A 26,593-nucleotide genomic window follows, 5' to 3' on the forward strand; every position below is an offset into this window, starting at 1 on the left:
AAAGGAAGGGGCGCAGCGTGGCGACCCCACCTAGCGATTAGCCTTTTAGGGCTGCAACCAAGGTATCGGCATCGCTGACCCAGCCAACGATGGCGCCTTGCGCTTGGATCATCTCCAAAGTGACGCGGTGGAACTCAGGGAAGTAAGAGGCGCAGCAGTCAGCGGGGATCAGCAGTTCATAGCCACGGTCGTTTGCTTCGCGAGCCGTGCTCTGAACGCACACCTCGGTGGTTACCCCGCAAATAACCAAGGAGCGAATACCACGGGCTTGCAGGATCAGATGTAGGTCAGTGGCATAGAAGGCCCCTTTACCTGGCTTGTCGATCACCGGCTCACCGGCGATGGGGTAGAGCTCTGGGATCAGGTCGTGACCGGCTTCGCCTTGCACCAGAATACGGCCCATCGCCCCTTGCTCGCCGATGAAACGCTTACCACCCCGCTCCAACTTAGCAGGCAAGCAATCGGTCAGATCAGGACGATGGCCTTCGCGGGTATGGATGACCAACATGCCGGTCGCACGCGCCGCTTCAAGTACCTTGCGGCAAGGCTCGATAGCACGACGAACGAGGGAGACATCGTTACCCAACGCATGGCCAAAACCATTGGGTTCAACGAAATCGCGCTGCATGTCGATCATGATGATGGCCGTCGTAGCGGGGTCGAAGGTGAAGTCGAAAGGCCGTGCGTTGATGCTCTTTTTCATGATGTGCTCCTACTGGATTGGATGGGGTATAACAGCAGTCTATGGATGGCACCGCAGGGGTGCGCAGAAAGAAATTGTGCTCCAGCATCAAAACATTTGAGGGATGCTGGCAGATGAACATGACGCTATGGCTGTAAACCTCGTCACGACTGGGGTTGTTGGGTCTGTGCTCAGTATGATAATGGGGCTGGGTCAGTGCCGGCAGATCCCGAAACTGTGATCTCCCTCGCCTATCTCTGCATCAGAAGTATCGCCGCTACGGTAGGTTTCGCCACTCGCGCCCAGAAAAAGGCTCGCGGTGCGCCACGGATGATAGGTTGGCTGCGCCGAGCATCCGCGCCTTTGTTATTTGCTCATTTAGCCCGAGGCCGTGCTCGGCCGGCTTAAGGTCGTAGTTGCCGTTGTGCCAATCATGCCGACCGAAATTAACACTCATCAAAGAATTTGGTTTGTTATTAGGTAGAGTTATTAATATTTAATTTTGATAATGCCGATTTAATGTGGTGGTTATTCTTATTATCTTATTTGTATTTAATGGATATTGAAGAGGTTTCTTTAATTGTCTTTTTTGTCATTATTGGCGACCAAGCTTAACATTATTTCCGCTTAATCTAAGAGGTTGTGAGCAGTTATTTTCGCGAAAATGTATCCAGTGCCATAAAAGGAGGGGCTAGGAGTGCTTTTCTGGTGGATTAATAGCGATTAAATGGTAGTATCGCCAGTGAAGCGACCTATGACTTAAATATCGCCTCGTCTATTGCCCCTCTCCTCGGGGCTTTTTTATTGATTTAGTACACCATTAACTCTAAATTAATTTTAATAAATAATATTTTCTCAATGTTGTTTGAATTTGTTTTTATATTTTTAATAAACATTTGGTGGTAGCTGTTGTTTTTTATTGATGGTTAATGCTGTTTTCACTTCTTTTAATAAAAATTAAAACATTCTACCGTTCTTAAATTTGCTAAAGTGATTTTTCCAAATTATTTTGGAGGTAATAAGTGTAATTACCCTAATAAGGGAATTGTTATGTTAATCCTAGCAGATTCATTTTACATCATGGAGAAGATAAATTGAAAATGACATCAATAGCTGCCAGCACGATATTGGCTGTGTTCTCTTCTGGGTTGGCGTATGCCGCTCCTGCTTATGAGAATGTACAAGTTAGTTCTACCATCCGTAATCACTCAGCTGGCGGCATTAACTATGCCCCATCCTTGGTCGAGTGTAATGGCACCGTGATTGCACCTGATCGGGTGGTACTGCTTGCAAGCTGCTTGGCGCGTGCTGGGGCGGATCGGGAAAAAACCTGGATCACCCTGCCCAATGGCCAGCGATTCTATGCGCCGATCACCCTGCCAGCCGATCACCTCTTCTATAACAGCCCCTCATATAATCCCTATCAGGTATTTGATGATGTGACGGTGACGGTGAATCCAGAGTATCAAGCTGCCGCAAAGAGTGATGAAAATAACATCGCAGTGATTAAGCTGCCTGCTGGTTCGGTCACTCCCCAATATCCGGTATATGATGCACAACGTGTGGCAGAGCAAGCTCTCCAGCCAGCGGATCGCGTTTCGTTAGCTTACAAGCAGTATTATGACTCGAGAGCGCTCTCATTTGAGCGATACGTTATTACTAACAGCACCGAAACCAGTATCCGCTTTGCCAAATTCTGTACTGCTGCTGATCTAGGCATTGTTGAAGCACCGGAAGATTATTGCGAAGGGCCACGCTATGTGCGTAGCAATACCGAATCTTATGGTATTTATACCGGCAATAATGCAACCAATCGTCTATTAGTGGGATTGCGCAGCAACACTGGCAATAATGCAGAAGCTAGTGCGGTATTATTAGCGCCGTATGCCGAGTGGCTTGAAGAGCAGCTGGCTCCTTGATATTCCATTAAATGAGTAAATAGTGGGTATTGAGAAAATGACTGAGTGGCTACCACTCAGTCATTTTTATATGTGGTGGTAGAACATGTGCTTTATGACTGCTTTTGTTATTGATTGATGATCGAGTGAATTAATGCCGACGTGAATAGCGAGGCAACGACTTGCCACTCTATCGCTAGGGTCATGTTGAACACCTGCCACTGGTCGGTGACTCAGCGTTAACCATAACGATGGGCTGCCCCGTTATATATCAAGCTTGCTGCGCCCTCATGGCGGCAATTTTTTTACCCCAACAAAGTTGCGCAATCCCTAGCAAACCAAATGCGGGTAGCAACACATACCAAGCCGGTACTTTGAGAGCGCCGACGATCAGCATGCTGCCAGAGCCAATCAATAAGATGAACACCAGGACCCGAAAGATGGGGACGGGGATGCGCTTATGGACATATTGACCCACTAGCGAACCCAAGATCATCGTTGGAATGCAGCAGATCACCAACTTGATGGTGGAGGCCGTCATGATCCCCCCAGTGACCAAGCCACCGATGATGGCGATGTTACTGGCGGTAAAGAAGGCATTGAGGGTGCCGCGAAAGGCCGCCGGTGCCAGATTGCGCAACATGCCATAAATCACCACGGGCGGCCCATTGGTCGAAAATGCAGCGCCCAATGCCCCTGCGGTTGCGCCCAGCGGTGCGGCGATCCACCCCTTGTTATAGATAGGCAAGCGAGGCACAAAGAGGCTGTAGAACGAGTAGAGGATCAGGAACCCGCCTAAGCCCGCCTTCATGATGCCATCGGGCAAGGATGAGAGGGCATAGAGCCCGACGGGAATGCCAAGCAGGGAAAAGCCAATCAACACGGCCGCTGACTTCCAATCCGTCTCTTTGCGCGACAGCCAAGTGGCATAGAGTGCGGTGGCAGTGCCCACGACCACCGACATCGGAGCGGCCATTTTGACGGGGATCAGCATGGTGACCAGCGGCATGGTGGTTAAGCCACCGCCAAATCCAGCGCAAATCCCAACAAAGGTATACAAGAACATCAGTGCGATCACGGTCAGCACGGTGCCTGTGTCGAGCAAGGCACCGTCCGGCGTGAAGAAGGTAAACCATTCCATCACGCGATTCCTGTTAGTTGAGGGTCAGCCCTGCATCGACGATAAAGTCCTGACCGGTACAGCCACAAGACTCTTCAGAGCCAAGAAACAGTGCCATCCGGGCGCAGTGTGAGCCATCAAGGCGGAATTTCAGCGCCTGCAACTCGACGAACTGGTTGACCGCTGCGGGATCGAGCTTGGCCCACATCGCATCTTGCTTCGGCGTACGAATAGCACCGGGTACCAAACTATTTACGCGAATGCCTCGGGCCCCTAACTCTTGTGCCAGCGTGCGGGTAAACCCGTGGATTGCCGCTTTTGACAAGGAGTAGCAGACCCGACCAGGGCGACCGCGCATCCAGTTGATGGAGCCCATATTGATGATGCTGCCGCTGCCTTTACGTTCCATCCCTGGCAACACGGCTTGAATCGCAAACAACTGGTGACGCAGGTTTATGTTGATGCGGTTGTCAAAATACTCTTCGGTCAGATCCTCAATCTTATGGTGATCGTCACTACCGGCGTTGTTGACCAGAATATCGACGCTGCCTAGCTGCTGCTCGATGGTCGCAAAACATGTTTTGAGCAGATCCAGATTGGTGACATCGCAAAACAGGAACAGGCAGTTCAGCTCGCGGGCCAGTGCTTCACCGGCGGTTTTATCAAAGTCGAGCAAGGCGACCTTGGCCCCTTGGCTGACAAAGGCGCGCACCAGCTCTTCACCGATACCACTGGCACCGCCAGTGATAACGGCCACCTTGTCGGCGATGGAGTGATAACGCACATGGTTGGAATAGTTCATAGGTGCTCCTAAATGATTAACAATAAATCAGAAGAAATATTTAAAACCGACCCGAATACGATAAGCCTGGGCATCAAGCTTGACGTTTTTGTCGTACCACTGTAATTCCAGATAGGGCATCCACTGCTCATTGATGCGATAGCGGGTATGGCTAGTTAATTCCCAGTGGTGATCTTTGCCATTAGCACTATTAAAATCATTAACCCGAGTGTAATAGTGTGGCTCAAAAATATGGGTCAGTTTTGGCGTAATCTTATTAATGATATACATGGTGTACTCATTGGTATCATCATGATCATATTCATCATTCAATGCTTTGGTCAGATAGTTGTTATGGTTGTAGCGATAACGGGCGATGGTAATAAAGGTGTCGGTAAAGCTGTATTTTGTATCAAAGTATGCCGCGCCACCGGAGCCTACGGATTTGGAGTTCACCAAGCCACCCACGCTGAAAGAGAGCTTAGGGGTCAGGCTAAACAGCGGATACCAGCCCTCAATCTCGTTATAGCTGTGCTTGAGCTTATCGAGCTTTTCGGTGTTATAGGCATTACTTGCCATGATCCCTGCACCGGATTCCCAGTTATATCCCAAGCGCAGTAATAACTCATGCTGGTCGGTAGCAAAGTTAAATGCTTCACGGGTTTCTAAATAGCCGCCAGCATAAGCCGCATTACAGCAGAGAAGAGAAATTAGGCCTATTTTTTTTGAAAAATGCATAGTGATTGACTCGCCAACTGTGATGATGGTGTGATTGTTTTAATTAATTTAAAATGATGTCATGGGGCCGGTTATTTACCCCATGACAAGAATTCAGTAAGCAGTGAATTACTGAATATTGCTCTTCACCACTTTATAGGTGGCGCAGAAATCTTCACGGCCCAAGCCGGTATTTAAGCCTTGCTGGTAAATGTTATTCACCAACTCGACACCGGGCAGGGTCAGGTTCTGTTCGGCCATGATGGTTTTCATGATGCCGACATCTTTGGCCATGTTCTCCAGCGAGAAGACGGTGTTGTAGTTCTCGGCGATCAGAGCGCCGATTTTGCTGGTCAGATAGAAGTTGCTGCCGCCACCGTAAGAGACGGCGGTGTTGAAGCTCTCTTTATCGATGCCGAAATGGTCGGCGGTGGCCAGCATCTCGTTGACACTGTTTTGGACTTGGGCGACCAGCACGTTGTGCAGCACCTTCATCACCAAACCACTGCCGTTATTGCCTAAATGGATCTGGTTGCTGCCCATCATCGCTAGCACCGACTTGACCTGCTCATAAGCGGCTTTATCGCCGCCGATGTAGATCCCAAGCTCAGCTGCGACGGCAGCAGGCACGGATTTCACCACCGGGGCGTCGAGCATCACGGCGCCGGTTTCGGCCACCTGACGAGACAACTCAACCGACACGGCCGGATCGATGGTCGACATATCAATGGTGATTTTGCCCGCAGCCAGGTGTGGCAGCAGTTCGGCATAGACCGCCTTGACGTGCTCGGAGCGGGGTACCATGGAGATGATCACGTCCGCTTGCTCTGCCAGCTTGGCAATGGAAGGGGCCGCAACCGCGCCCGCTTCAACCACCCGAGCAACCGCCTCTTGGTTGATGTCGAACACCACAACCTTGCCATCAAATTTCTTGACGATGTTTTTGGACATCGCCTCGCCCATCAGGCCAAGACCAATAAAGCCGATCGTTTTCATCCGTTATTTTCCTTAAAAGTGGGTTTAGCAAGACCAGCGACGTCAACACGCATGCTGAACAGGGCGCCAGAGAGCGGACGCTCGGCCAGTTCGGCCGCGTCCATGTTTTCACGGGTGGTAGTGATGAAGAGGGTTTTCATGTCTTCGCCACCAAAACAGACCATGGTGGGGCAACGCACTGGCAAGGGGTATTCGGCCAGCAGCTCCCCGTCGGCAGAGAAGCGGGCGATGCGATGGCCATCAAACAGCGCACTCCAGTAGCAGCCTTCCACATCGACCGCTGCGCCATCTGGGCGTCCCTTGCCTGCACCGGCTTCAAATTCGCGCAACAGCTGGCGCAAGCCCAGTGCACCATCGGCGGCCAGCGGTGTGCGGTAGAGGCGGCGGTTGGGGGTATCAGTGGTGTACATCCAGCACATATCTGGGCTAAAGGCCAAGCCGTTGGCACCCAGAATGTCGCATTGGATCACCGACATCCGCAGGTCTGCATCGACTCGGCACAGCAGCGCGCCGTTGTAGTCGCGAGGGCTCCAATAGGTGCCTGCGTAGAAGCGGCCAGCCTGATCAGTGCCGCCATCGTTAAAACGGGCCAGCGTTGGGTTGTTGGGGTTATCGGCGACCTTGCGCTCGATCTGACCGTGCTGATCGCACAGATAGATCCCCGTACGCATCGCTGCAATAAAGCCACCCTGTTCACGCAGGGCAAAACAGCCCACCTCTTCAGCAAACGGGATGGTGCTCAGGGCGCCGCTCTCGGGGTGATAGCGGTGCAGGCAACGCTCAAGAATATCGGTCCAGTAGAGCGCCTGTTCGGATGCACTCCAGGTGGGGCATTCGGGCAGGTGGCCACGGTAGTCTGCCAGTAGCAGAGCAGGATTAGGCATAGTGAGAAACCTCAAGCAGCATGGTGATCTGCAACTGCCCATGAGCGGGCACCGTGGCCATGGCGAGCGCAGGGTCACCGAAGCCACCGTTGTTAATGGCATCGTTGATATGAGAAACCGGCTCAATGGCGACGAAGTCGCGATCGGCGGGCGGCATAAACAGGATGGCGTGCGGCGCATCAGGGGAGCTGACCGTCACCATCAGCTTTTCATCGGGCCAGCGTACCCGTGCGCAGCCACTCCAGTGATGGAAGCAGTTATCGACCGTGGCCGGCTCAGGTTTGCGCCAGCTGCGATAGTCCCATTGGGCGGGTACGGGTGCGAGCCCAGTGGGCAGGGCATTGTGACCATTGAGCACTACCCCGCCCGCCGCAAACTGGATCTCGGCTTGCGCCGCGCGTGGGAAATAGGGGTGAAAGCCCAGTCCCGCTGGCACCGCCTGATCGGCCAGATTGTGGTAGGTGAGGGTGATGCACAGCGCATTCTCTTGCAGAGTAAAGCGCTGGGTTGCCCGATAAGGCCAAGGCCATTGCGCGGCGGACTCCCCTTGGGCGTCATGGGCAAGGACGAGCATGACACTGCGCTCATCTTCTGACTCCTCCACCTGCCATGGCTGCTGCCAGCCATTGCCGTGGATAGAGTGGGGATGATCGCCAAAGTTACGCTGCAGGGCATAGTCACAGCTGGCAAAGTGAAACTGTCCCTCTGCGATGCGGTTGGAGTAAGGCACCAGGGCAAAACTGCCGCCCTGGTTGACTGCGGCAAAGGGGCTATCAGGCAAGGAGCGCAAGATAGCCTTGCCATGCCAAGTCAGTCGGCTGATCACCCCACCCAGCTCAGGAATGAGCTCGAGGCTAAGTGGCCCAACGTCGCGGCGGACAGTCTGCATCAGTACACCTCACCACCAGAGACGCTCAGCTGCTCACCGCGAATAGCAGCCAGCTGTTCGCGGGCACGAGCCAGCAGATAGCTCATGTCAGAGCCGAGCGCGACAAAGCTAAAGCCCATCTCTTGGTATTTATTGACCAGTTCCGGGTTACCACCGACGATGCCGCAAGGCAGGCCTAGACGCTGGCACTTCTCCAACCCTTCACGGATCTTGGCTTGCACCTCGGGATGCGAGGGATTACCGATATGGCCCATGGCCGCGCTCATGTCGCCGGGGCCAATGAAGAAACCGGTCACCCCTTCAATCGCCATCTCTTCCATGGCATCAATGGCTTCGGGGGTTTCAATTTGCAGGATCAAGCAGAGCTCTTCGCGGGCTTTACGCACAAAGTCGGTGTCGGCACCGTAGCGGGACGCGCGATGCACCGCGGCAAAGCCACGCTTGCCAAGGGGCGGATAATAAGCGGCTTCAACCGCTTTGCGGGCTTCCTCGGCGCTGTTGACAAACGGCACCATCAACGAGGTGGCGCCGCCATCGAGGGCGCGCTTGATCAGCACCGTATCGTTCCATGCCAAGCGGTAGAGCGGGGTGGTGGCAGGATTGCTGGCTCGGATGGCGCGATCGATACGGATCGCGTCCAGCGTATCAACCGGCACATGCTCTTGATCCAGCACCAAAAAGTCAAAACCAATGGTCGCCATGGCTTCTGCCACGGTGTCGCTGCCGGTCATCATCCACGTGCCCAGTGGACGTGGGCCTTGGGTAATCGCGAGTTTGAATGGGTTCATCATATGCTCCTTTAGAAAATCGGCGGCTCAGGCACTTTGCTGCCAGCCTGGAGGAAATCGAAGTCACAGCCTTGATCGGCTTGGGTGACATGCTGTTGGTAGAGGGCGGCATAAGAGCGCTCATAGACCTTGTGCACCGGCTTAAGGGTGCGGCGGCGTTCGGCCAGCTCTTCGTCACTGACCAGCATGTTTAAGCTGCCCTTAGCGATGTCGAGCTCAATGATGTCGCCAGTGCGCACCAGTGCCAGCGGCCCGCCGATGGCCGATTCTGGCGCCACATGAAGGATGCAGGTGCCGTAGTGGGTGCCTGACATCCGGGCATCGGTGATCCGCACCATGTCGGTCACACCCTCTTGTAGTAACTTTTTCGGGATCGGCAAATTGCCCCATTCTGGCATCCCCGGTGCCCCAACTGGCCCAGCATTACGCAGGATCACCACCGAATCTTTGGTGATATCGAGCGCCGGATCATCAATCCGATCAGAGAGCTCTTGATGGCTATCAAAGACAATGGCGGCCCCTTTGTGATGGCGCAGCTCTGGTTTGGCAGCAGACGATTTCATCACCGCCCCATTAGGGCAGAGGTTGCCGCGCAGCACTGCCAGCGCACAGCCCTGGGAGAGCGGCACCACTGGGTTGTCGAGCGAGCGGATCACGTTGTCGTCATAGCAGTTGGCATTGGCAATCCAGGCAGCGACTGGCCGGTTGGTGACACCAATAGCGTCAAGGTTGAGGAACTGCTGTACCTTCTTGAGCTGGGCCATCAGGCCACCGGCGAAGAAGAACTCCTCCATCAGCTGATCGCCAGAGGGGAACAGGTTAGCCAGTACTGGGACTTCGCGGGCCACCGCTTCCATGTCTTCCAAGGTGAGGGTGATGCCAGCGCGGTTGGCCATGGCGATCAGGTGGATGGCCGCGTTGGTCGAACCGCCTAATGCCATATAGGCCACCACACCGTTAATGAAGTTGGCGCGGGTCAACCAGCGAGAGGGTTTGTGGTCGTGCCACACCATGTCGACGATGGTCTGACCGCACTGCGCCGCCATCTGTACGTGGCGGGAATCGGCCGCCGGAATCGAGCTGGCGCCGGGCAGCATAAAACCGATGGCATCAGCAATCGAGGTCATGGTGGACGCGGTGCCCATGGTGTTACAGGTGCCGATGGAGCGGGTCATGGCCCCTTCCAGCTCAACCCAATCGTGCTGAGTGATGGCACCCAGACGCAGCTGATCCCAGAACTTCTTGGTGTGGGTGCCGGCACCAGTGACGTGGCCACGCCACTTGCCGCTCGACATCGGGCCTGCTGGGCAGAAAATCACCGGTAAATCCATCGAAATGGCGCCCATCAGCAGCGCGGGGGTGGATTTGTCACAGCCCCCGAGCAGCACCGCCCCATCGATGGGGTGCTGGCGCAGCAGTTCTTCGGCTTCCATCGCCAAGAAGTTGCGATAGAGCATGGTGGTCGGCTTGACCAGCACTTCCCCGACCGACAGCGCGGGCAGCTCCACGGGGTAGCCCCCCGCCGCCCACACCGCGCGCTTGACTGCCTCGGCTCGCTCGCGCAGGTGGCTGTGACAGGGGCTCATCTCACTCCAGGTGTTGATGATGCCGATCACCGGTTTGCCCATGAACTCTTCACGATTCAAGCCGCTTTGCTGACTGCGCTGGCGGTGAGCGAAGGCACGGATGGTGTCGGGGGCATACCAGCGCTGGCTACGCAGCGCCGAGATGTCGAGTTTATGCAAATCGTTGGCATTGAATGACATAAGATACCGCTCTCTCTGTCTGGTTCATGAATGGTTAATTCAACAAAAACAAGCTATTGAAACTATTTTGTGGGGTGTCACGCCTGATCTAAGTGCCTCCTCCATGGGTGAGGCGCAGGTCAATGGGTGAGTCGCCCCTCTTCAACTGGTGACGTCGGCTGTCTTGCTGTGACGCTCTGCCAATCCCTGCACAATTTGCTGATAACGGGATTCGGTCAGGGAGTAGCAAAACAGCATCAAGATGGCGGCGCAGACCAAGGCACAGACCGGATAGATGAACATCAGGTTGGCGATGCTGGACTTGGTGGTGGCGCTTTGCTCGGCATTGGGCACATAGCCAGACCACGCCAACACCAGCCCTGGGATAAGCCCGGCCAAGGCGGCGGAGCATTTGCGGCAGAAGGTCAGGCTGCAATAGACCAGCCCCTCGGTGCGCACCCCGCTTTTCCACTCGCCATACTCGACGGTGTCGGAGACAAAGGCCCAGTTCAGGCTATTCACGAAGGCCGAGCCCCACAGTGCTAGCGAGGTAAACAGGATGTAGTCGATGGCGCTGTCGCCGTAGAGGTAGTTGAGCAGATCGCCACAGATCCACACTGCAATCCCCGCCAGATAGACCGGCACCTTGCCAAAGCGGCGCACCGCGAAGGGCACCAGCAGCACCCCCAAATAGATGCAGCCCATGCTGATAAAGCTCATGTAGGCGATCATTGAGACATCGCCAATCACATATTGGGCGTAGAACACCTGCACGATGAGCTTGGTGTTAAAGGCGGCCAAGGTCAGCAGATTGGCCAGTGCCAATACCCCTAATGGACGGTTGACCAGCACCGCGCGAGCATTATCGCGAAAGGTAGCCAGATTAGGGGGGGTGGCTGCGGGTGGCAGCACATGGCGCTCACGCATCTGGCTGTAGCAAAACAGCACCGCCAGCGCGCCAAGGCCGGAGTAGAGCATCACGGTGAAGGTGTAACCTGCTTGCGGGGTATCAAACAGCAGCACCAGCGGCATAAAGCCGACCGAGCAGAGCAGCAGGCCTGTGTTAGCGCCCCCTTGGCGCCATGCGGCCAATTCGGCGCGATCTTGCAGTTGTTTGGTCAGGGCCGGCACCATGGCGCCATAAGAGGCGTTGCCAAAGCTATAGAAGGCACCAAACAGCATAAAGAGCACGGTAAACAGCACGGTTTTGAGGTTAACCGGCAGATCAAAACTCATAAACAGCGCGGTGTTGATCAGCGCCAGCGGCACAATAGTCCAGAGCAAAAAGGGCCGAAACTTGCCTCTGGGTCCCAAGTTGGTGCGGCTATCGAGCACGCTACCGGTGATGAGATCGGTACAGGCGGTAAAAAATTTAGAGATCAAAAAGACACCGCCCGCCCATGCAGCTGGGATATTGGCGACATCAGTCAAGAAGATCAGCAGGTAGAGGGTGGTGCAGTTAAGTAAGAAGTTATAACCCAGGTCACCAACACCATAGGCCATCTTCTCTTGCCATCTCAGACGGTCATTTTCAAATTTGTTATCAGCCATGGGTGCGAATCCTTGAATACAGAGCAACAGAGAGCCGAGGCGCTCTGTTGCTCTTGTTTGTCACGAGTTAGTTTTGCGTGGCCGCGCGACGGGCGGTGAGGGCAGCGATGATCTCTTTGTAGCGCGCTTCATTCAGGCTATAGAACAGCGCCATGACCAGTGCGGTAACCACCGCCAGCGTCGCTGGGTAGATGAAGATGAGGCCAGTGATCCCGGCTTTGGCGCCATCGGTCTGCTCCACGTTGGGCATGTAACCGACCATCGCCAAGGCAAAGCCAGGAACAAAACCGGCGATAGCTTGCGAGCACTTACGGAAGAAGGTCATGCCGCAGTACACCAACCCTTCGGTCCGGGTGCCGGTTTTCCACTCACCATATTCCACGGTATCGGAAACAAACGCCCAGTTGAGGCTGTTCACAAACGAGGTACCAAAGAAGGCCAGCGAGGTGAATACCACATAGCTGGTTACGGTACCGCCAAACAGGTAGTTAGCCACATCCCCTGCGATCCACAGGCACAGCCCTGCCAGATAGACCGGCTTTTTACCAAAGCGGCGTACCAGCGCAGGCACTGACAGCACCCCCAGATAGATACAGCCCATGCTGACGAAGCTCATGTAAGCGATCATGGAGACGTCGCCAATCACGTACTGGGCGTAGAACACCTGCACCGACAGCTTGACGTTAAACGCAGACAGAGTCAGCAGGTTGGCAATAGCGAGCACCAGCAGCTGGTTGTTCTTCAAGACGGCTTTGAGCCCCTCCTTGACCGTTGGCTTCTCCACCACTTGCTCAGGGTCATCACCGATCACGGTGTGGTGCTCTTTGACGTTGAAGTAGCAGAAAAACGCCGCTGCCAAGCCAATGGAGGTGTAGACCAACGCGGCGACCAGATAACCGGTTTCTTGCGAATCAAACAGCAAGGCAATCGGCATGAAACCGACGGTGGCCAGCAGCAGGCCCGTGTTGGCACCCCCTTGGCGCCAGGCGGCCAGCTCGGCACGATCCTGAATGTTCTTGGTCATGGATGGCACCATGGCCCCATAGCTGGCATTACCCAGACTAAAGAACAGGCCAAAGCCCATGAAACAAAGAATAAACAGCACGGTCTTGGTGGTGTTGTCCAAATCAAAGTTACAGAACAACAGCATGTTAAAGATGAACAGCGGCACGATAGTCCACAGGATCATCGGGCGGAACTTACCCCGCGGGCCAAATTTCTTGCGAGTATCGAGGAAGATACCTGTGCCTAAATCGGTAAAGCCGGTAAACACTTTTGCGACTAAAAAGATCACTCCCGCCCACGCGGCATTAATGCCGGCGACGTCAGTGAGAAATTTCAGCAAATAAAGCGTGGTGATGTTTAAAACAAAGTTGTAACCAAAATCGCCGACGCCATAGGCAAATTTCTCCCTAAACGGCAGTCTGCTTTCGTTGTGTGACTGATCAACCATTTTATTCTCCATTGTGTGCAATCCTCCCAGCGGGAGCATAATCGTAGCGCTGCGACATGTTATGCAAGTGTGATGATGAGAAAGTGCGATCTGGATCTAATGTTTCAGGTCGAGTGGGTCTCCATGAGAGCCTACTTGGTTATTAATCAAGGCCTGAGCTAGATTGATGATAGAGTGATTATGGAGTGATGATTGGTGATCCAGATCTAGCTTTGAGTATCTTGGGATTGAATGCTTTTCGTAGCGCTATTATTGTTCGCCCAGTTCAAGGGGTTTCCCCCATTTTACAGGAGCTTGGTTATGCAACTTGATTTCTCATCACAGGTGCTCAATATTCGCCACAAGCAGCAGTTGCTGTTTTCCCATCAAGCAGATGCACCCGCCTTCTTTTTAGGCAAGGGCACCGAAAAGATGGAAATTTATCGCGGTAATTTCGATATAGAAGATTACATTGAGTCGCGCATTGCCCTGACTCACATTGCCCAGCTTGATAATCACCTGTTCAGCTTCGCCCCCAATGCGGCGAGCCCAGCGCTGCTGGAAGTGCAAGTGATCGTGGATGGCGATGATGTCACCCTGCAACCACGGGTGCTTGATGAGAGCTACAACCGCTTCTGGGTGCGCCTGCCTGCTGAGCGCAAAGAGCACGTGTGGGGCTGCGGCGAGCAGATGTCCTACTTCGATCTGCGCGGTCGTCACTTCCCGCTGTGGACCTCCGAACCCGGTGTTGGCCGTCATCCCCACAGCGAAATCAAGTGGAAAGCCGATGTGATGGGCAAAGCCGGTGGCGATTACTACCACACCAACTACCCCCAGCCGACCTTTGTCTCTTCCCGTAAATACAGCTGCCACGTCGAGACCACCGCCTACGCCGATTTTGATTTCCGCAACGAGGCGTTCCACGAGTTGCAGGTATGGGCTATTCCGCAGGCGGTGCAATTGCGCACAGCCGACAGCTACTTAGGCATCATTGAGAAGCTGTCCGCCCAGTTTGGCCGTCAGCCCAAGCTGCCTGAGTGGGTCTATAACGGCGCCATCCTCGGCCTCAAAGGCGGCGAAGTGAATACCTTCAGCCGGCTGGAAAATGCCCTCGATCACGGCATCAAGGTATCGGGTCTGTGGAGTGAAGACTGGTGTGGCCTGCGGGTGACCTCGTTTGGCAAACGCCTGTTCTGGGACTGGGATTGGCAGCACCATCAGGATCGCTACCCCAACCTGCCCGCCAAGATCAAAGCGCTCAATGACAAGGGCATCGAGTTCATGGCCTACGTCAACCCTTACCTGTGTGAGGATGGCAAGCTCTACCCAGTGGCCAAAGAGCTCGGCTACATGGCGCTGGATAAAGATGGCCAGGTCGCGTTGGTTGACTTTGGTGAGTTCTACTGCGGCTGTATCGACTTTACCAACCCCGATGCCATGGCGTGGTTCCGTGACACCGTGCTGCGCAAAAACATGCTGGACATGGGGATCAAGGGCTGGATGGCCGACTTTGGCGAATACCTGCCAACCGACAACATCTACCTGCACAACGGCGTCGATGCCAAGCTGATGCACAACGCCTGGCCGACCCTGTGGGCCCAGTGCAACGCCGAAGCGGTAGCGATGAATGGCCAAACGGGTGATGCCCTGTTCTTTATGCGTGCCGGTTACACCGGGGTGCAGAAGCACTGCCCGCTGCTGTGGGCCGGTGACCAGTGTGTCGACTTCAGCCGTCACGACGGTCTGGTCACGGTGATCTCTGGGGCGCTCTCCTCTGGCATGTTGGGTAACGCCTACCACCACTCAGACATCGGTGGTTACACCTCACTGTTTGGCAATCGCCGTACCAAGGAGCTGTTTGACCGCTGGGTTGAAATGGCCGCCTTTACCCCGGTGATGCGTACCCACGAAGGTAACCGCCCTGACGAGAACTTCCAGTTCGACCAAGATGGTGGCACCCTAGCCCACTTTGCGCGGATGACCCGTGTTTACTGCCACCTGAACCCTTACTTGCGCAGCCTAGTGGATGAAGCGGCAGAGAAAGGGTATCCGGTACAGCGCGCCCTGATGCTGCACTTTGAACACGATCCCGAGACCTACGCGATGCAGGATCAGTACCTCTATGGTTCTGAGCTGCTGGTAGCGCCGGTGCACAAAGGGGATGTGAGCGAGTGGACCACCTACCTGCCTGCAGGTGAGAAGTGGACCCATGTTTGGAGCGGTCAGACCTTTACCGGTGGTCAGCGGGTTACTCTGCCTGCGCCGATTGGCCAGCCGCCGGTGTTCTACCGTGCCAACAGTCAGTGGGCCTCGCTGTTTGCCGAGCTTAAAGATCTGGCGTAAAAAGACCTTGCGTAAAATGAGCGGTCATTTAAACCATTCATAACGTAAAGCGTGAATAACCGATGGCCGTGACCCTGTTCACGGCCATTATTTTTAGCGTTAGGAGCAGATAATCATGACCAGTACCCTGCACATTGTGCAAAACCCCAGTCAAGACGATATCGCGTTTTTACGAGACAGCCTGATTGACACCAACCGCGAGTTTGTCGGTGCCCAGCTGCGCCGCCCCCTTGCGGTTTTTCAGCAGGATCAGCAGCACAATCGGATCGGCGGGTGCAGTGGCCACACTTATGGCAACTGGCTCTATATCGAATATTTGTGGGTGGCCAGCAGCCAGCGGGGCAGTGGCGTAGGCGGGCAGTTATTGGCGGCGATGGAGCAAGCGGCCCTTGAGCGGGGCTGTCGCTTCGCGCTGCTCGATACCTTCAGCTTTCAGGCTCAGCCATTTTATGAAAAGAAAGGGTATCAGACCGTGATGACCCTGACTGAATTCCCCATTCATCACCAGCGTCACTACCTCACCAAACAGTTGGCGCCCTAATTCACCGCCGTCGTTGCCCGAGGGGTTGCCATCGCCTCGGGCGCAGCAACCCGCCTTGCTGGCGGCATTCTCGCCACGACTGGGCGCCTAGTGATCGCCCGCGCAGGCCCCCCTTGACCACCATGGTGACAGATGGCGGTCAAGGGGCTGTTGGTGGGCCAGTGCCTGCGTGGCGCGCTATTTGGCCATGGTCACCAGCCCTCATGTGTGGTGAGGGGTGGGACAGTAGGAAGCCATGGAGCGGTTTACGTTGTGTTAGCAGGGCCCCTTATCGTGGGTTACAGCACAAAGCGGGTGCTCTGCCTTGGGATAAGATCAAAACCGACATCAATAATGTCGCCTTTGTAGTCGGGGTCGCGGGCCATCTGCAACATCATGGCGGCGGTGTGGTTGGCGACGGCGTGAATATTGATATTGATGCTCGATAAGGTGACCGGTGCCAGATAGCCACTGCTGGGAAAATCCCCAAAACCGATGATAGCGAGCTGCTCGGGCACCTTGATGCGGCGCTCGACCGTCTCCATCAGCAGGGCGGTCGCAATCATATCGTTAGAGGCGAAAATACCGTCGAGCTGGCGCTCTTTGAGCAGGGTTTTGATCAAGATCTCGCGGGCCGCAGGGTAGACGTTTTCGCTATAGGGGATCTCCACTAGCAGCGGTGCAATCCCGGCTTGCTCCAAGGCTTGGCAAAAGCCGTTGTAACGGCTTTGGGCCCGCACGTCATCGGCAAACCGGGTGGTGAAATAGGCGATGCGCTGGCAGCCCGAGCGCAGCAGATAGGTCGCTGCATCATAACCGACCCGAATATGGTCGATGCCCACTTGGGCGGCAAAGGGGCTGGGTTCACCAATCTGCCACGCCTGGATCACCGGCGCGCCACAGTGCTCCAACATGCGGATCGTCGCATCACTGTGCTTGGCTCCCGTCAGGGCAATGGCCGCTGGCGACCATTGCAAAATGGCGCGGACTTGCTGCTCCTCTTTTTCCATGGAGTGATCGTGGGAGGCGATATAAAGCTGAAAGCCTGCATCACTGACAATATGTTCAATCTGTTGGACAAAATTGCTGAAGGTAATATTGGAAATAGAGGGCACAATAATGGCCATGGAGGAGCTGCGCCCAGCCGTAAACTGGCTGGCAATTTTATTGTGCACATACCCGAGCTCATCAATCGCCAGCTGAATTTTGCGCCCGGTTTTGTCACTGACCTTGTCTGGATGGCGAACATACAGTGACACGGTGGAGGGCGAGACCTTGGCCAGTGCCGCCACATCGTCCAATTTGATGGTCTGTTTACTTCTTGAAGACACGTTGTTTGGTTCCTGCGTATTTGACTGCGTAGCGGGGGGATCCGCCCTGAATGACGCAATATGGTCGAGCGTGCTAAGCCATGGCAGCACCTAATGGACTTAAGCCCGAGTTTATAAAACGTAAGGGGTAAAAAACAGGTTTATCTTGTGCCACCCTGTTGGCCAAACCGTGGCGGTGGTGTGGGTTGCTCGGTCGCCAAGGGGGCCTGTGATGGTCAATATGGCGGATGGTCACCGGCTCATCAGCGCGGTTTATCACCACTGGTCAAAGGAGAGCAGAGCATGATTCGTCAAGCGAGGGAAGAGGATATAGCGGCATTGGTGCAGTTGCGCATGGCGTTGTTTTGCGAGGTGGGGGAGCTCAGTGACCCGCTGGCCGACCGCGCGTTATGGCAGGCAACGGCGGATTACTTTAGCGCCGCGCAGCGGGATGGCAGGGCGCAATCTTGGCTGGCGCAAGTGGATAATACCCTGGTGGGATGCGCTACCTTAGCGCTGTTTGTGCGGCCCCCCTATCCTGGCAATTTAGCGGGCAAAGAGGGCTATCTGCTCAACATGTACACCTTGCCAGCTTATCGTAAACGGGGCATCGCCACCGCTCTGCTGGCGAACATGGCGAGCTATGCCAGGGCGCAGCAGCTGGGCAAGGTGTGGCTACACGCCAGCGCTGAAGGGCGGCCGCTGTATGAGCGGATGGGCTTTGTGGCTCATCCGGCCTATCTGGAGTGGTGTGTGCCCCCCTCACGTTAAGGCGCAATGGGGGGCGAGCTGCCGCGCTATCGCTTAGGCGAGTCGTCCTTGCAGCGGATAGATCCAGACCCGTTCGCCCACGGCGATGTTGGGCTGGGCGGGCACAATTTCGATCAGACAGTTGGCCGCGGCCATCGAGCTTAAGATACCAGATCCTTGTGCCCCTGTGGTGCGCACCCGCAGCTGACCGTTGCGGTCTTGCTGGAAGATGCCGCGCAAAAACTCGGTGCGGCCCGGTCGGCTTTTCATTTTCTCCTCGGCCAGCGCGCTCAGGCGCAGCGGTTGCCACCGCTTGCCTTGCAGGTGGGCGATAGCGGGCTCGACAAATTGCAGGAAGCAGATCATCGCCGCCACCGGATTGCCCGGCAGGCCGAAGAAGGGGATATTTCCCAACTTACCAAAGGCAAGCGGGCGGCCCGGCCGCATCTGAATGCGCCAAAAGTCGATCTGGCCAAGCTCAGCCAGCACTTGCTTGATAAAGTCGGCATTACCCACTGATACCCCGCCTGAGCTCAGCACCAGATCGGCGTTGGCGGCGGCCTGCTCCAGCTGCTGGCGCAGGATGGTTTGGTCATCGGGAATGATGCCAAGGTCCATCACCTCGCAACCGGCGGCGCGGATAAGGGCCATCAGGGTGAAGCGGTTGCTGTCAAAGATATGACCGGGGGCGAGCGCTTCACCCGGAGCCTGCACCTCGTCACCGGTACTGAACAGCGCCACTTTCAGCGGGGTGCGCACAGTGAGACTGGCTTGACCGAGCGAGGCGGCCAACCCCAGCTGAGGGGCACCAAGGCGGGTGCCAGCTGAGATGGCGACAGCGCCTTTGGCCAGATCTTCACCGGCGAGGCGCACATTCTGCCCTGCGCGAATGGGGGCGGTGACCGTGACCCACTCACCTTCAATAAGCGTCTCTTCCCGCATCACCACGGTATCGACCCCGGGCGGCAGCGGGGCGCCGGTCATGATCTGCACCGCTTGCCCCGTCAACACCGGTTCATGGCGCTGCTGGCCCGCCAGCACCTCTCCCACCAGTTGCCAGCGACCGGCGGCGAGATCGTCGCTGCGAAGGCCAATGCCATCCATCGCCGAGTTGGCGTGGGGCGGCACATTGATCGGGCTGACCAGATCGGCCGCCAGCACGGCGCCGTGGCAGTGGGCTAGCGCTGTGTCGCAGCGGGTTGCGCTGGGGCTAAGGCCTGCCAGAATGGCGCTGCGGGCCGCCTCGACCGAGAGAAAGCCCTTGCCTGCTTCCGGCTCCTTGCGCTGACTGCCAGCAAGCCATTGGCAGACGAAGTCGGCGATGGCGGCAAGGTCATTGATGTCGAGCTGGGGCAGGGTAGTCTGATGTGGCTGGTCGCTAACCAGCGCGATGATGTCGCCATCTTCGGGATAGAGCAGCGGTTTGCCGATTTCGGCGCGGTGCAGCTCGATTTTTGGGAAGTGTTCATGTTTAAACCCCTCCACCAGCAGCAGATCGAGCTCTGTCTGATCGAAGCTGGCCAGCAGCTGGCGAAAGTCGGCGTCGGCCGGCTCGGTTGCGCCATCGGGTGTTTGAGGCGGGGCAGTTTCCGTCATGCGGGCATGGCGACGGCGAGAGGCCACGATCATCTGGCGGGCCCCCGCTTTGCGCAGCCGATAGCTGTCTTTGCCCGGCTGATCGATATCAAAGTCGTGGTGGGCGTGCTTGAGCACCCCGATGCGCAGGCCGCGATCCACCAGCAGAGGGATCAACTGCTCCAGCAAGGTGGTCTTGCCGGTGCCGCTCCACGCGGCAAAGCCGAGCAGAGGCAAGGTGGGGGCCGAGGTCGTCATCGTCTGGGTCATTACGTGGCTCCTTGTCCGGTCGCAGCGTCATGCAGGCGCGCCGCAAAGGCGGCCAGCTCGTCTGGGCTATTGAGATTGATAAAGGCATCTGGCTGATCGGCAAAGCTCACCACCGCCATCTGGTGGCGGGCAAACCAGACATCTATTTTGCGCTCCCCCTCGGCCAGTGCGGCGCACAAAGAGGGCAGCAGGGAGCGGTGCAGCAGGGCCACCACCGGTTGCAGCCAGTCGCCATCGTGGGCCACCACCAGCTCGGTCTCGCGGGTCAGGGCGGCGCGAAAGCGGCGCATCAGATCCAGCGGCAGGGCAGGGCCATCACAGGGGACAAACAGCACCCAGTCATGCTTGGCAGCAGCCAGGCCAGCCTGCATCCCCGCCAGCGGCCCCAGATAGTGAGGGTTGTCGTCGCTGATAACGGGGGCCAGTTGCTGATAGCGGGGGTGGCTGCGGTTGGCATTGATCAGCACCTCATCCACTTGGGGCCGCACTCTGGCCAGCACGTGGTCGATCAACGGGCGGCCCGCCAATTCAACCCAGCCCTTGTCTACGCCGCCCATGCGGGTGGCGCGCCCGCCAGCCAAGATCACCGCCGATACGGCAAAGGGCTCAGAGGGGGATTCGCTTCTTAAGGTCATGATGCTCGATGATTTTTAAAGGGGTGGTCTGTTGCAGCTGGCCACGGGCCAAGGTCCATTGCCGCTCGCATACGTCGGTCAAGCCGTTCTGTTGATGGCTGATCACCACCAGACCGCAGCCATGTTCCCGCAGATCTTGCGCCAATGCGGCCATCAGGGCAACCGAATGTGGGTCCAGATTGGCGGTGGGCTCGTCCATCAGTAAAAAGGCCGGTTGCAGCGCCCACGCGCGGGCCATGGCTAGGCGCTGGCGCTCACCGCCCGATAGCACCGTCACGTGCTCGCGGGCTAACCCCTCCAGCTCGACGCGGCGCAGTGCCTCGAACACCCGCGCCTCTTTTTGGGCGGTCTCTTTGCCCAGTGCCCATGCCACATTGGCATGAACGCTGCGATCAAACAGATAGGGGGTTTGGTGCAGATAGGTCACGCGGCCCGGCCCCAGCGGCCGTTGAAATAGCCGATTGAGCCACTGCTGCCAACGTCCCGGCAGGTTGGTGTGGCCACGGGTCGGGGTGATAAGGCCCGCCAAAATCTTGAGCAGGGTGGTTTTGCCCACCCCGTTGGCACCGTGCAGCCAGATAGCATCCCCCGGCGCGATGGTGAGCCGCTCAATCTCGAACAGCTGGCGCTCGCCAAAGCGCATGGTGAGTTGATGGGCGGTCAGGGCCATGGGGTACTCCTGTGACGGGGAATGGGCGCCGCCATGGTCAGTGCTTCAAGTGGCTGTGACCACGACAGGCGGTCAGCAGCAGGTTGAGCAGCAGGGCGAGGGTGAGCAGCACGATGCCAAGGGCCACCCCCTGAGTGAAGGCGCCTTTTTGGGTCTCCAGCGCGATGGCGGTGGGGATATTACGGGTGAAGTGGAGGATATTACCGCCCACCATCATGGAGCAGCCCACCTCGGTAACGATGCGGCTAAATGCCCCGATCACCGCAGCTAGCAGGCCGAAGCGGCACTCGTGCATTAGGCCAAGCAGTGCCTTGGGCCAAGAGACCCCCAAGGTGAGGGCGGTCTCCCAGGCGCGCCGGTCACTGTGCACGAACGCCGCGTGGGCCATGGTGGCGATCACCGGAAACGCGATCAGCATCTGTCCCACCACCATCGCCTGCTGGGTAAACAGCAGCTTCCAGTCGCCAAACGGGCCAGAGCGCGACAGCAACATGTAGAGCAGCAGGCCAATCACCACGGTTGGCACCGATTGCAGGGTACTGAGGCAGGAGAGCCACAGCCAGCGACCGGGCAGCGGCAGATAAGCCAAGGCAAAGCCAAGCAACAGTGCCGGCACCAATACCAGCAGCAGGGCAATGCCGGAGACCGAAAAAGAGACCCCCACCACCTGCCACAGCGCACCGTCACCGCTCAACAGCAGGGCGAGGGCGGCCAAGGTCGTATCGAGCAGGGTCGGCATCAGGCCGCCTCGTTCAGGGTAGGAATGAGCAGCATCTTGGCTATCTGGTTGGGTCGTATCGGCACGATGGATGGGGTTCTCTACTGGGATTTAGCGGTCGGCAGGGGCTTGGCATCGGCCACAAACAGCGCTTGGCCAGCCACCTTGAACGCGCCGATCAACTGCTGACCATGGGCGGAGACTAACCAGTTTTTCAAGGCGCGAGCGCCGTCGCTGTTGAGATCGGGGTAGCGCTTAGGATTGACCAAGATCACCTGATAGGGGTTGAACAGGCGCTTATCGCCCTCCAGCAGCACAGCAAGATTCAGCTTGCTCTGATAGGCGAGCCAGGTGCCGCGGTCGGTCAGGGTGTAGCCACCGAGCTCCGAGGCCATGGTCAGGGTCGGCCCCATCCCTTGGCCGATGGACTTGTAGCCAGCAAACTCAGGGGTGACGTTGGCCGCTTGCCACAAGGTCTGCTCCTTGAGGTGAGTGCCGGACTCGTCGCCCCGGGAGATAAAGGTTTGCCCCTGCTCTTTGATCGCTTGTAGCCCCTTGGCCGCATCCTTGAGCTGACCGATCCCGGCGGGGTCTTGGCGTGGCCCTACGATCACAAAATCGTTGTGCATCAGGGCGGCGGGCTCGATGCCAAAGCCGGCGTCGACAAACTTTTTCTCGGCAGTTGGGGCGTGGGTCATCACCAAGTCGGCGTCGCCATTTTCGCCCATCTTCAGGCTCTGGCCAGTACCGGCCGCCATCACCAGCACCGGATAACCGGTCTCTTGGGTGAATTTGGGCAGCAGCCAGCCGAGTAAACCGGACTGCTCGGTGCTGGTGGTGGTAGCAAGGCGGATCGGCGGTTTTGGGCTCGCGGCATGGCTGATGCTGCTCACTAGCGTCAGGCCGAATAATGCCAAGGCCAGCCACAACGGGCGTAGGACGGGTTGGGCGAAGCGTTGGCGTAGCGGTGTCGTGATCATGGTGTGGCTGGCTCCGGCTAGTGGCAGAAGGTAACAAGTAAGCAAGCGAAGTAAGCAAGCGAAGTAAGCAAGCAAAGTGCCAGCTTGAAGCAAACAAGGTGCCAGTTTGCTCATTACCCTGTTATTGGCGTTTTTTGATGTAAAAACAGCCAGTTAATTTAGTTATTTGGGTGATCGCACCGTCATTTTCAAGGTTAGTGGTGGCGAAGTGGGGTAACTCGGGACAAAATGTCTCACTGCATGTGAGTTAACGGGGGCGGTCTTCGCACCCTCTCGAATCAGAGGTATTGTTTTCATGACCGTCCCCGCCAGTCGTTGGTCTGCCCTCTCGTTATTGATCGTCGACGATGAACCCGGCATGCGCAGCTTTTTAGCCAAGGCGCTCAGCACTCGCTTTGCCCAAATTGAAACCGCCGCCAGTGTTGAGGAAGCCGAAGCCCTGCGCAGCCGCCTGCATGTTGATCTCATCATCGCCGATATCCGCCTGCCGGGGCGCTCTGGCATTGAGTGGCATGAAGCCACCGATCCTAACACCCGCCGCAGTGATCTCATCTTTATGACTGGTTTTGGCGACATGGAGACCGCCCTTAAAGCGCTGCGCCTTGGCGCCAGCGATTTTATCCTCAAGCCGTTCAATCTGGATCAGATGGTACAAGCGGTGGACCGGGTGATTGAGCGTCGCCAGATGGAGCGAGAAAACCTGCTGCTGCGCCGAGAGGTGAGCAAGCTGTTTCCGCCGACCCTGATTGGCGACAGTAGCAAAACCTGTGAACTGAAGACCCTGATCGCAAGGGTCGCCCCCTCCAACGCTGCTGTATTGGTGGAGGGAGAATCCGGCACCGGCAAGGAGCTGGTGGCCCGCGCCCTGCACCAACTCTCTGGCCGGATGGGGGCCTTTGTCCCGCTCAACTGTGCGTCGATTGCCCCCGAGCTGCTGGAAAGCGAGCTGTTTGGCCACGTGCAGGGCGCCTTTACTGGCGCACGTAAGGGGCGCGATGGGTTGTTTCGCGTCGCCCATCAAGGCACTCTGTTTCTCGATGAGATTGGTGAAATGCCCCTTGCCATGCAATCGTCCCTGCTGCGGGTGTTGGAGCAAAAAGCCATTCGTCCGGTCGGCGCTGAGCGGGAGCTCGCGGTGGATGTGCGGATCGTCGCCGCCACCAACCGCAACCTCAAGGCCGAAGTGGCGGCAGGACGTTTTCGCGAAGATCTCTTCTATCGCCTTAACGTGGTGGCGGTGGCGGTGGCGCCGCTGCGCGAGCGAGTTGACGACATTCCAGCGCTGGTGCACCACTTTACCCGCCAGCTCACTGCCGAGATTGGGATGGGGGCCCTGCACTGGACCCACGAGGATGTGGCCGCCATGCAGGCGTATCCTTGGCCCGGTAACGTCCGTGAGCTGCGCAACTTAATTGAGCGCTGTTTGTTGCTGGGCAAACCCCCTGCCGAGTATTGGCAGAGCAGCAAACCGGCCGAGCAGGGGACAAGGGAAGAGGGCTATCCGCTGGCATGGCCGCTGGCAGAGGTGGAAAAAGCGCACATTCTGCAGGTGGTAGCCAGCCATGACGGCAACAAATCCGCGGCGGCGCGGGTGCTGGGGCTGGCCCGCAAAACCTTGGAGCGCAAGTTTAAGGAGTGGGCCATTGAGTGACGTTATCACCCTATTGGGACGTGAGCGGTATGCCGCGTGGTTAGGCGATCTGTGGGACGGTGTAATCAACCGTTGGGGGTGGCCATGCTAAGTCGGCTAGCCCAGCTTCCCCACAGGCTCAAAACCAAGGTGCGCTGGCGCCTGCTGCTGCTCACCTCGGTGCCCATCATGCTGACCTTGGTCGGGATGATCGGGCTTACCCTCTACTGGAACCTCACCTACAGTTGGCAAAATTTGCTGACCAGTGTGCGCGGTGATCTGGGGGTGGCGCACCATGCGGTGAGTGTGCAGCAACAGCGTCAAGCGGAGCATTTGGAGCACCTGCGCGATGCCTGGACCTTTCAGCAGCGGCTGCGTGAAACGCCAACGCAGCTCGCTGAGTGGATCGCTCCACAGGCTGAGCACTATGGTCTCGACTTTTTACGGTTACGCCGTGGGGCGGCGCTCAATGAACTGACAGCTACGGCGCGCACGGCCCTCGCGGCGGGGCGTAGCATCAGTCATTTTGTGGTCTGGTCACGACCACAATTGTTGGCGGTTTCTGCTGCCTTGGCCGATCGCGCCGTGCTGGCCTTGGCCGATGCGATGCCGCCACAGAGACAGCAAGCGATCCAGCCTGCCCGCGATGAGGTGGCGGGGGATACGTTGGCAGGCAAAGAGACCCGCGCGCTGATCAGCCTGTCGCTGACCCCGGTGTTTGACCGCGATGGCGCGCTGTGGGGGGTGCTGGAAGGGGGGGAGCTTATCAACGGCAGTACCCGGCTGGTGGATGAGATCAAAGGTCAGGTGTTTGCCAAAAACACCCTGCCAGAGGGCAGCCTTGGCACCGTTACCCTGTTTCTTGATGATCTGCGGGTCAGCACCAATGTGCCGATCAGCAGCAGCGAGCAACAAGGGCGGGCGTTGGGCACTCGGGTTTCAGGCCCCGTTCGTCAGCAGGTATTGGCGCAGGGAGAGCGATGGATCGATCGCGCTTTTGTCCACGATGCGTGGTATGTCTCCGGTTATGAGCCCCTGCTGGGGGCGGCTGGCGAGCGGCTGGGGATGCTCTACGTCGGTTTTCTTGAGTGGCCCTACATTCGCACCTATCTCACCAATTTATTGGAGCTGGGCTCCGGCGTGGTGCTGTTGCTGCTGCTCTCGGGGTTGTTGGTCTATCGCGGCGCGCGGGATCTGTTCACCCCCATCGAGCGCATGCACAAGGTGGTGCGCCATGTGCAATATGGCAAATCCGCTAGGGTCGGGCAGCTGGGCCTTGATCCCGACCACGAGCTGGCCCAGCTGGGCCGCCAGTTTGACGCCCTGCTGGATCGGCAGGCGGCGCATCAGCAACAGATGGCGCGCAGTGCCGATGAATTGGAGCAGAAGGTGGCCGAGCGCACCCAGAGTCAGCTTCATCAGCTCGACGTTACCGAGGATCACCGCCAACGGGTTGTTGATCTCATGGGCCACCCCGGCCGACAGCTCACCAAGGGCCGCCAGCTTTTCACTGATCAGCAGCTGCTGGCGGGCCTCAGTCAGCATCTGAATGTGCTCTTCCAGCTCGGCGGTCTTCTGCTTGAGGCGCTGGGTGCGCTCGGCCACCTTCTGCTCCAATTCATCGGCACTGCGCGCCATCTGTTGCTGATGCACCGCCTGCCGATCCACCAGGGCGTCAAACTCGCGGCCCAGCTCGGCCCGCTCGTGGT

22 protein-coding genes and 2 pseudogenes are annotated in these 26,593 nt (G+C 57.1%); 6 read left to right on the forward strand and 18 right to left on the reverse strand.

Annotated elements, in window-relative coordinates; all coding sequences use genetic code 11:
- Positions 1 to 37: 37 nt before the first annotated feature.
- Entirely contained in the window at positions 38 to 703 is a 666-nt protein-coding gene (locus CUC53_RS01295) for a cysteine hydrolase family protein (protein WP_100292484.1), read from the reverse strand.
- 1,079 nt (positions 704 to 1,782) lie between these two features.
- On the opposite strand from CUC53_RS01295, the gene CUC53_RS01300 reads away from it, so the two are divergent.
- A complete protein-coding gene (locus CUC53_RS01300) occupies positions 1,783 to 2,601 on the forward strand; it encodes a hypothetical protein (RefSeq protein WP_100292485.1) in 819 nt (272 codons plus the stop codon).
- Between the two features lie 250 nt (positions 2,602 to 2,851).
- Here the strand turns inward: CUC53_RS01300 and CUC53_RS01305 are convergent, their stop codons facing one another.
- From CUC53_RS01305 to CUC53_RS01350, 10 genes are all read right to left on the reverse strand, one after another.
- Positions 2,852 to 3,721, reverse strand: a complete 870-nt coding sequence (locus CUC53_RS01305; RefSeq protein WP_100292486.1) for a sulfite exporter TauE/SafE family protein — start codon at positions 3,719 to 3,721, stop codon at positions 2,852 to 2,854.
- A 13-nt stretch (positions 3,722 to 3,734) separates the two neighbouring features.
- Positions 3,735 to 4,502 carry an SDR family NAD(P)-dependent oxidoreductase gene (locus CUC53_RS01310; RefSeq protein ID WP_100292487.1) on the reverse strand — a complete coding sequence of 256 codons (768 nt, stop codon included), beginning with the start codon at positions 4,500 to 4,502 and terminating at the stop codon, positions 3,735 to 3,737.
- A 27-nt stretch (positions 4,503 to 4,529) separates the two neighbouring features.
- Positions 4,530 to 5,219 (reverse strand): porin OmpL, encoded by a 690-nt coding sequence (gene ompL / locus CUC53_RS01315; protein WP_100292488.1) that lies wholly within the window; start codon positions 5,217 to 5,219, stop codon positions 4,530 to 4,532.
- A gap of 108 nt (positions 5,220 to 5,327) precedes the next feature.
- The gene (locus CUC53_RS01320) at positions 5,328 to 6,194 is read right to left on the reverse strand and encodes an NAD(P)-dependent oxidoreductase (protein WP_100292489.1); all 867 of its coding nucleotides are present in this window, start codon (positions 6,192 to 6,194) and stop codon (positions 5,328 to 5,330) included.
- Positions 6,191 to 7,078, reverse strand: coding sequence for an SMP-30/gluconolactonase/LRE family protein (locus tag CUC53_RS01325; protein WP_100292490.1), 888 nt, complete (start codon positions 7,076 to 7,078; stop codon positions 6,191 to 6,193). Before CUC53_RS01325 ends, CUC53_RS01320 begins: the two co-directional genes overlap by 4 nt.
- Positions 7,071 to 7,967: an aldose 1-epimerase gene (locus CUC53_RS01330; RefSeq protein WP_100292491.1), complete on the reverse strand. Its 897-nt coding sequence runs from the start codon at positions 7,965 to 7,967 to the stop codon at positions 7,071 to 7,073. The genes CUC53_RS01325 and CUC53_RS01330 overlap by 8 nt, the downstream gene beginning before the upstream one ends.
- Positions 7,967 to 8,755 carry an HpcH/HpaI aldolase family protein gene (locus tag CUC53_RS01335; RefSeq protein ID WP_100292492.1) on the reverse strand — a complete coding sequence of 263 codons (789 nt, stop codon included), beginning with the start codon at positions 8,753 to 8,755 and terminating at the stop codon, positions 7,967 to 7,969. The genes CUC53_RS01330 and CUC53_RS01335 overlap by 1 nt, the downstream gene beginning before the upstream one ends.
- 11 nt (positions 8,756 to 8,766) lie before the next feature.
- The gene (araD, locus tag CUC53_RS01340) at positions 8,767 to 10,521 is read right to left on the reverse strand and encodes an L-arabinonate dehydratase (protein ID WP_100292493.1); all 1,755 of its coding nucleotides are present in this window, start codon (positions 10,519 to 10,521) and stop codon (positions 8,767 to 8,769) included.
- 141 nt (positions 10,522 to 10,662) lie between these two features.
- The gene (locus CUC53_RS01345) at positions 10,663 to 12,051 is read right to left on the reverse strand and encodes a glycoside-pentoside-hexuronide (GPH):cation symporter (protein ID WP_100292494.1); all 1,389 of its coding nucleotides are present in this window, start codon (positions 12,049 to 12,051) and stop codon (positions 10,663 to 10,665) included.
- 67 nt (positions 12,052 to 12,118) lie between these two features.
- Complete coding sequence (locus CUC53_RS01350; RefSeq protein WP_236757838.1) at positions 12,119 to 13,504, reverse strand: glycoside-pentoside-hexuronide (GPH):cation symporter; 1,386 nt, start codon at positions 13,502 to 13,504, stop codon at positions 12,119 to 12,121.
- Between the two features lie 300 nt (positions 13,505 to 13,804).
- On the opposite strand from CUC53_RS01350, the gene CUC53_RS01355 reads away from it, so the two are divergent.
- Positions 13,805 to 15,826 carry an alpha-glucosidase gene (locus tag CUC53_RS01355; protein WP_100292496.1) on the forward strand — a complete coding sequence of 674 codons (2,022 nt, stop codon included), beginning with the start codon at positions 13,805 to 13,807 and terminating at the stop codon, positions 15,824 to 15,826.
- Positions 15,827 to 15,941: 115 nt separating this feature from the next.
- Positions 15,942 to 16,367, forward strand: a complete 426-nt coding sequence (locus CUC53_RS01360) for a GNAT family N-acetyltransferase (RefSeq protein WP_100292497.1) — start codon at positions 15,942 to 15,944, stop codon at positions 16,365 to 16,367.
- Between the two features lie 278 nt (positions 16,368 to 16,645).
- On the opposite strand, the gene CUC53_RS01365 is transcribed toward CUC53_RS01360, so the two are convergent.
- Complete coding sequence (locus tag CUC53_RS01365; protein ID WP_100292498.1) at positions 16,646 to 17,677, reverse strand: LacI family DNA-binding transcriptional regulator; 1,032 nt, start codon at positions 17,675 to 17,677, stop codon at positions 16,646 to 16,648.
- Positions 17,678 to 17,959: 282 nt separating this feature from the next.
- Here CUC53_RS01365 and CUC53_RS01370 point away from each other — a divergent pair, with 282 nt between their 5' ends.
- On the forward strand, positions 17,960 to 18,427 hold the full coding sequence (locus tag CUC53_RS01370) for a GNAT family N-acetyltransferase (protein ID WP_100292499.1): 468 nt from the start codon (positions 17,960 to 17,962) through the stop codon (positions 18,425 to 18,427).
- Between the two features lie 33 nt (positions 18,428 to 18,460).
- On the opposite strand, the gene CUC53_RS01375 is transcribed toward CUC53_RS01370, so the two are convergent.
- The 5 genes from CUC53_RS01375 to CUC53_RS01395 all read right to left on the reverse strand — a co-directional run bounded on the left by CUC53_RS01375 (position 18,461) and on the right by CUC53_RS01395 (position 23,254).
- A complete protein-coding gene (locus CUC53_RS01375; RefSeq protein ID WP_236757839.1) occupies positions 18,461 to 20,251 on the reverse strand; it encodes a bifunctional molybdopterin-guanine dinucleotide biosynthesis adaptor protein MobB/molybdopterin molybdotransferase MoeA in 1,791 nt (596 codons plus the stop codon).
- Positions 20,251 to 20,886, reverse strand: a complete 636-nt coding sequence (mobA, locus tag CUC53_RS01380; RefSeq protein ID WP_100292500.1) for a molybdenum cofactor guanylyltransferase MobA — start codon at positions 20,884 to 20,886, stop codon at positions 20,251 to 20,253. Before mobA ends, CUC53_RS01375 begins: the two co-directional genes overlap by 1 nt.
- Positions 20,858 to 21,556 (reverse strand): energy-coupling factor ABC transporter ATP-binding protein, encoded by a 699-nt coding sequence (locus CUC53_RS01385; RefSeq protein ID WP_100292501.1) that lies wholly within the window; start codon positions 21,554 to 21,556, stop codon positions 20,858 to 20,860. The genes mobA and CUC53_RS01385 overlap by 29 nt, the downstream gene beginning before the upstream one ends.
- Before the next feature lie 37 nt (positions 21,557 to 21,593).
- The gene (locus CUC53_RS01390; RefSeq protein WP_100292502.1) at positions 21,594 to 22,295 is read right to left on the reverse strand and encodes an ABC transporter permease; all 702 of its coding nucleotides are present in this window, start codon (positions 22,293 to 22,295) and stop codon (positions 21,594 to 21,596) included.
- Between the two features lie 80 nt (positions 22,296 to 22,375).
- On the reverse strand, positions 22,376 to 23,254 hold the full coding sequence (locus tag CUC53_RS01395) for an ABC transporter substrate-binding protein (RefSeq protein WP_100292503.1): 879 nt from the start codon (positions 23,252 to 23,254) through the stop codon (positions 22,376 to 22,378).
- A gap of 295 nt (positions 23,255 to 23,549) precedes the next feature.
- Here CUC53_RS01395 and CUC53_RS01400 point away from each other — a divergent pair, with 295 nt between their 5' ends.
- Both CUC53_RS01400 and CUC53_RS01405 read left to right on the forward strand, forming a co-directional pair.
- A complete protein-coding gene (locus CUC53_RS01400) occupies positions 23,550 to 24,905 on the forward strand; it encodes a sigma-54-dependent transcriptional regulator (protein ID WP_100292504.1) in 1,356 nt (451 codons plus the stop codon).
- A gap of 84 nt (positions 24,906 to 24,989) precedes the next feature.
- A pseudogene (locus CUC53_RS01405) lies at positions 24,990 to 26,327 on the forward strand (cache domain-containing protein); the annotation flags it as partial.
- A 3-nt stretch (positions 26,328 to 26,330) separates the two neighbouring features.
- Here CUC53_RS01405 and CUC53_RS19535 read toward each other — a convergent pair.
- Positions 26,331 to 26,522 (reverse strand): annotated as a pseudogene (locus CUC53_RS19535) (histidine kinase); the annotation flags it as partial.
- Positions 26,523 to 26,593 lie beyond the last annotated feature (71 nt).

Source organism: Aeromonas cavernicola (genome assembly GCF_002795305.1).
Lineage (GTDB): Bacteria > Pseudomonadota > Gammaproteobacteria > Enterobacterales > Aeromonadaceae > Aeromonas > Aeromonas cavernicola.

What these genes read in the sequence shown, in the direction of transcription:
- CUC53_RS01345 (WP_100292494.1), bottom strand. Translation starts at nt 12,051, where the DNA reads ATGGCTGATAACAAATTTGAAAATGACCGTCTGAGATGGCAAGAGAAG.
- CUC53_RS01375 (WP_236757839.1), bottom strand. Translation starts at nt 20,251, where the DNA reads ATGACCCAGACGATGACGACCTCGGCCCCCACCTTGCCTCTGCTCGGC.
- CUC53_RS01295 (WP_100292484.1), bottom strand. Translation starts at nt 703, where the DNA reads ATGAAAAAGAGCATCAACGCACGGCCTTTCGACTTCACCTTCGACCCC.
- CUC53_RS01300 (WP_100292485.1), top strand. Translation starts at nt 1,783, where the DNA reads ATGACATCAATAGCTGCCAGCACGATATTGGCTGTGTTCTCTTCTGGG.
- CUC53_RS01350 (WP_236757838.1), bottom strand. Translation starts at nt 13,504, where the DNA reads ATGGTTGATCAGTCACACAACGAAAGCAGACTGCCGTTTAGGGAGAAA.
- CUC53_RS01305 (WP_100292486.1), bottom strand. Translation starts at nt 3,721, where the DNA reads ATGGAATGGTTTACCTTCTTCACGCCGGACGGTGCCTTGCTCGACACA.
- ompL (WP_100292488.1), bottom strand. Translation starts at nt 5,219, where the DNA reads ATGCATTTTTCAAAAAAAATAGGCCTAATTTCTCTTCTCTGCTGTAAT.
- CUC53_RS01395 (WP_100292503.1), bottom strand. Translation starts at nt 23,254, where the DNA reads ATGATCACGACACCGCTACGCCAACGCTTCGCCCAACCCGTCCTACGC.
- CUC53_RS01325 (WP_100292490.1), bottom strand. Translation starts at nt 7,078, where the DNA reads ATGCCTAATCCTGCTCTGCTACTGGCAGACTACCGTGGCCACCTGCCC.
- CUC53_RS01335 (WP_100292492.1), bottom strand. Translation starts at nt 8,755, where the DNA reads ATGAACCCATTCAAACTCGCGATTACCCAAGGCCCACGTCCACTGGGC.
- CUC53_RS01355 (WP_100292496.1), top strand. Translation starts at nt 13,805, where the DNA reads ATGCAACTTGATTTCTCATCACAGGTGCTCAATATTCGCCACAAGCAG.
- CUC53_RS01400 (WP_100292504.1), top strand. Translation starts at nt 23,550, where the DNA reads ATGACCGTCCCCGCCAGTCGTTGGTCTGCCCTCTCGTTATTGATCGTC.
- CUC53_RS01390 (WP_100292502.1), bottom strand. Translation starts at nt 22,295, where the DNA reads ATGCCGACCCTGCTCGATACGACCTTGGCCGCCCTCGCCCTGCTGTTG.
- CUC53_RS01330 (WP_100292491.1), bottom strand. Translation starts at nt 7,967, where the DNA reads ATGCAGACTGTCCGCCGCGACGTTGGGCCACTTAGCCTCGAGCTCATT.
- CUC53_RS01320 (WP_100292489.1), bottom strand. Translation starts at nt 6,194, where the DNA reads ATGAAAACGATCGGCTTTATTGGTCTTGGCCTGATGGGCGAGGCGATG.
- CUC53_RS01385 (WP_100292501.1), bottom strand. Translation starts at nt 21,556, where the DNA reads ATGGCCCTGACCGCCCATCAACTCACCATGCGCTTTGGCGAGCGCCAG.
- araD (WP_100292493.1), bottom strand. Translation starts at nt 10,521, where the DNA reads ATGTCATTCAATGCCAACGATTTGCATAAACTCGACATCTCGGCGCTG.
- CUC53_RS01310 (WP_100292487.1), bottom strand. Translation starts at nt 4,502, where the DNA reads ATGAACTATTCCAACCATGTGCGTTATCACTCCATCGCCGACAAGGTG.
- mobA (WP_100292500.1), bottom strand. Translation starts at nt 20,886, where the DNA reads ATGACCTTAAGAAGCGAATCCCCCTCTGAGCCCTTTGCCGTATCGGCG.
- CUC53_RS01360 (WP_100292497.1), top strand. Translation starts at nt 15,942, where the DNA reads ATGACCAGTACCCTGCACATTGTGCAAAACCCCAGTCAAGACGATATC.
- CUC53_RS01370 (WP_100292499.1), top strand. Translation starts at nt 17,960, where the DNA reads ATGATTCGTCAAGCGAGGGAAGAGGATATAGCGGCATTGGTGCAGTTG.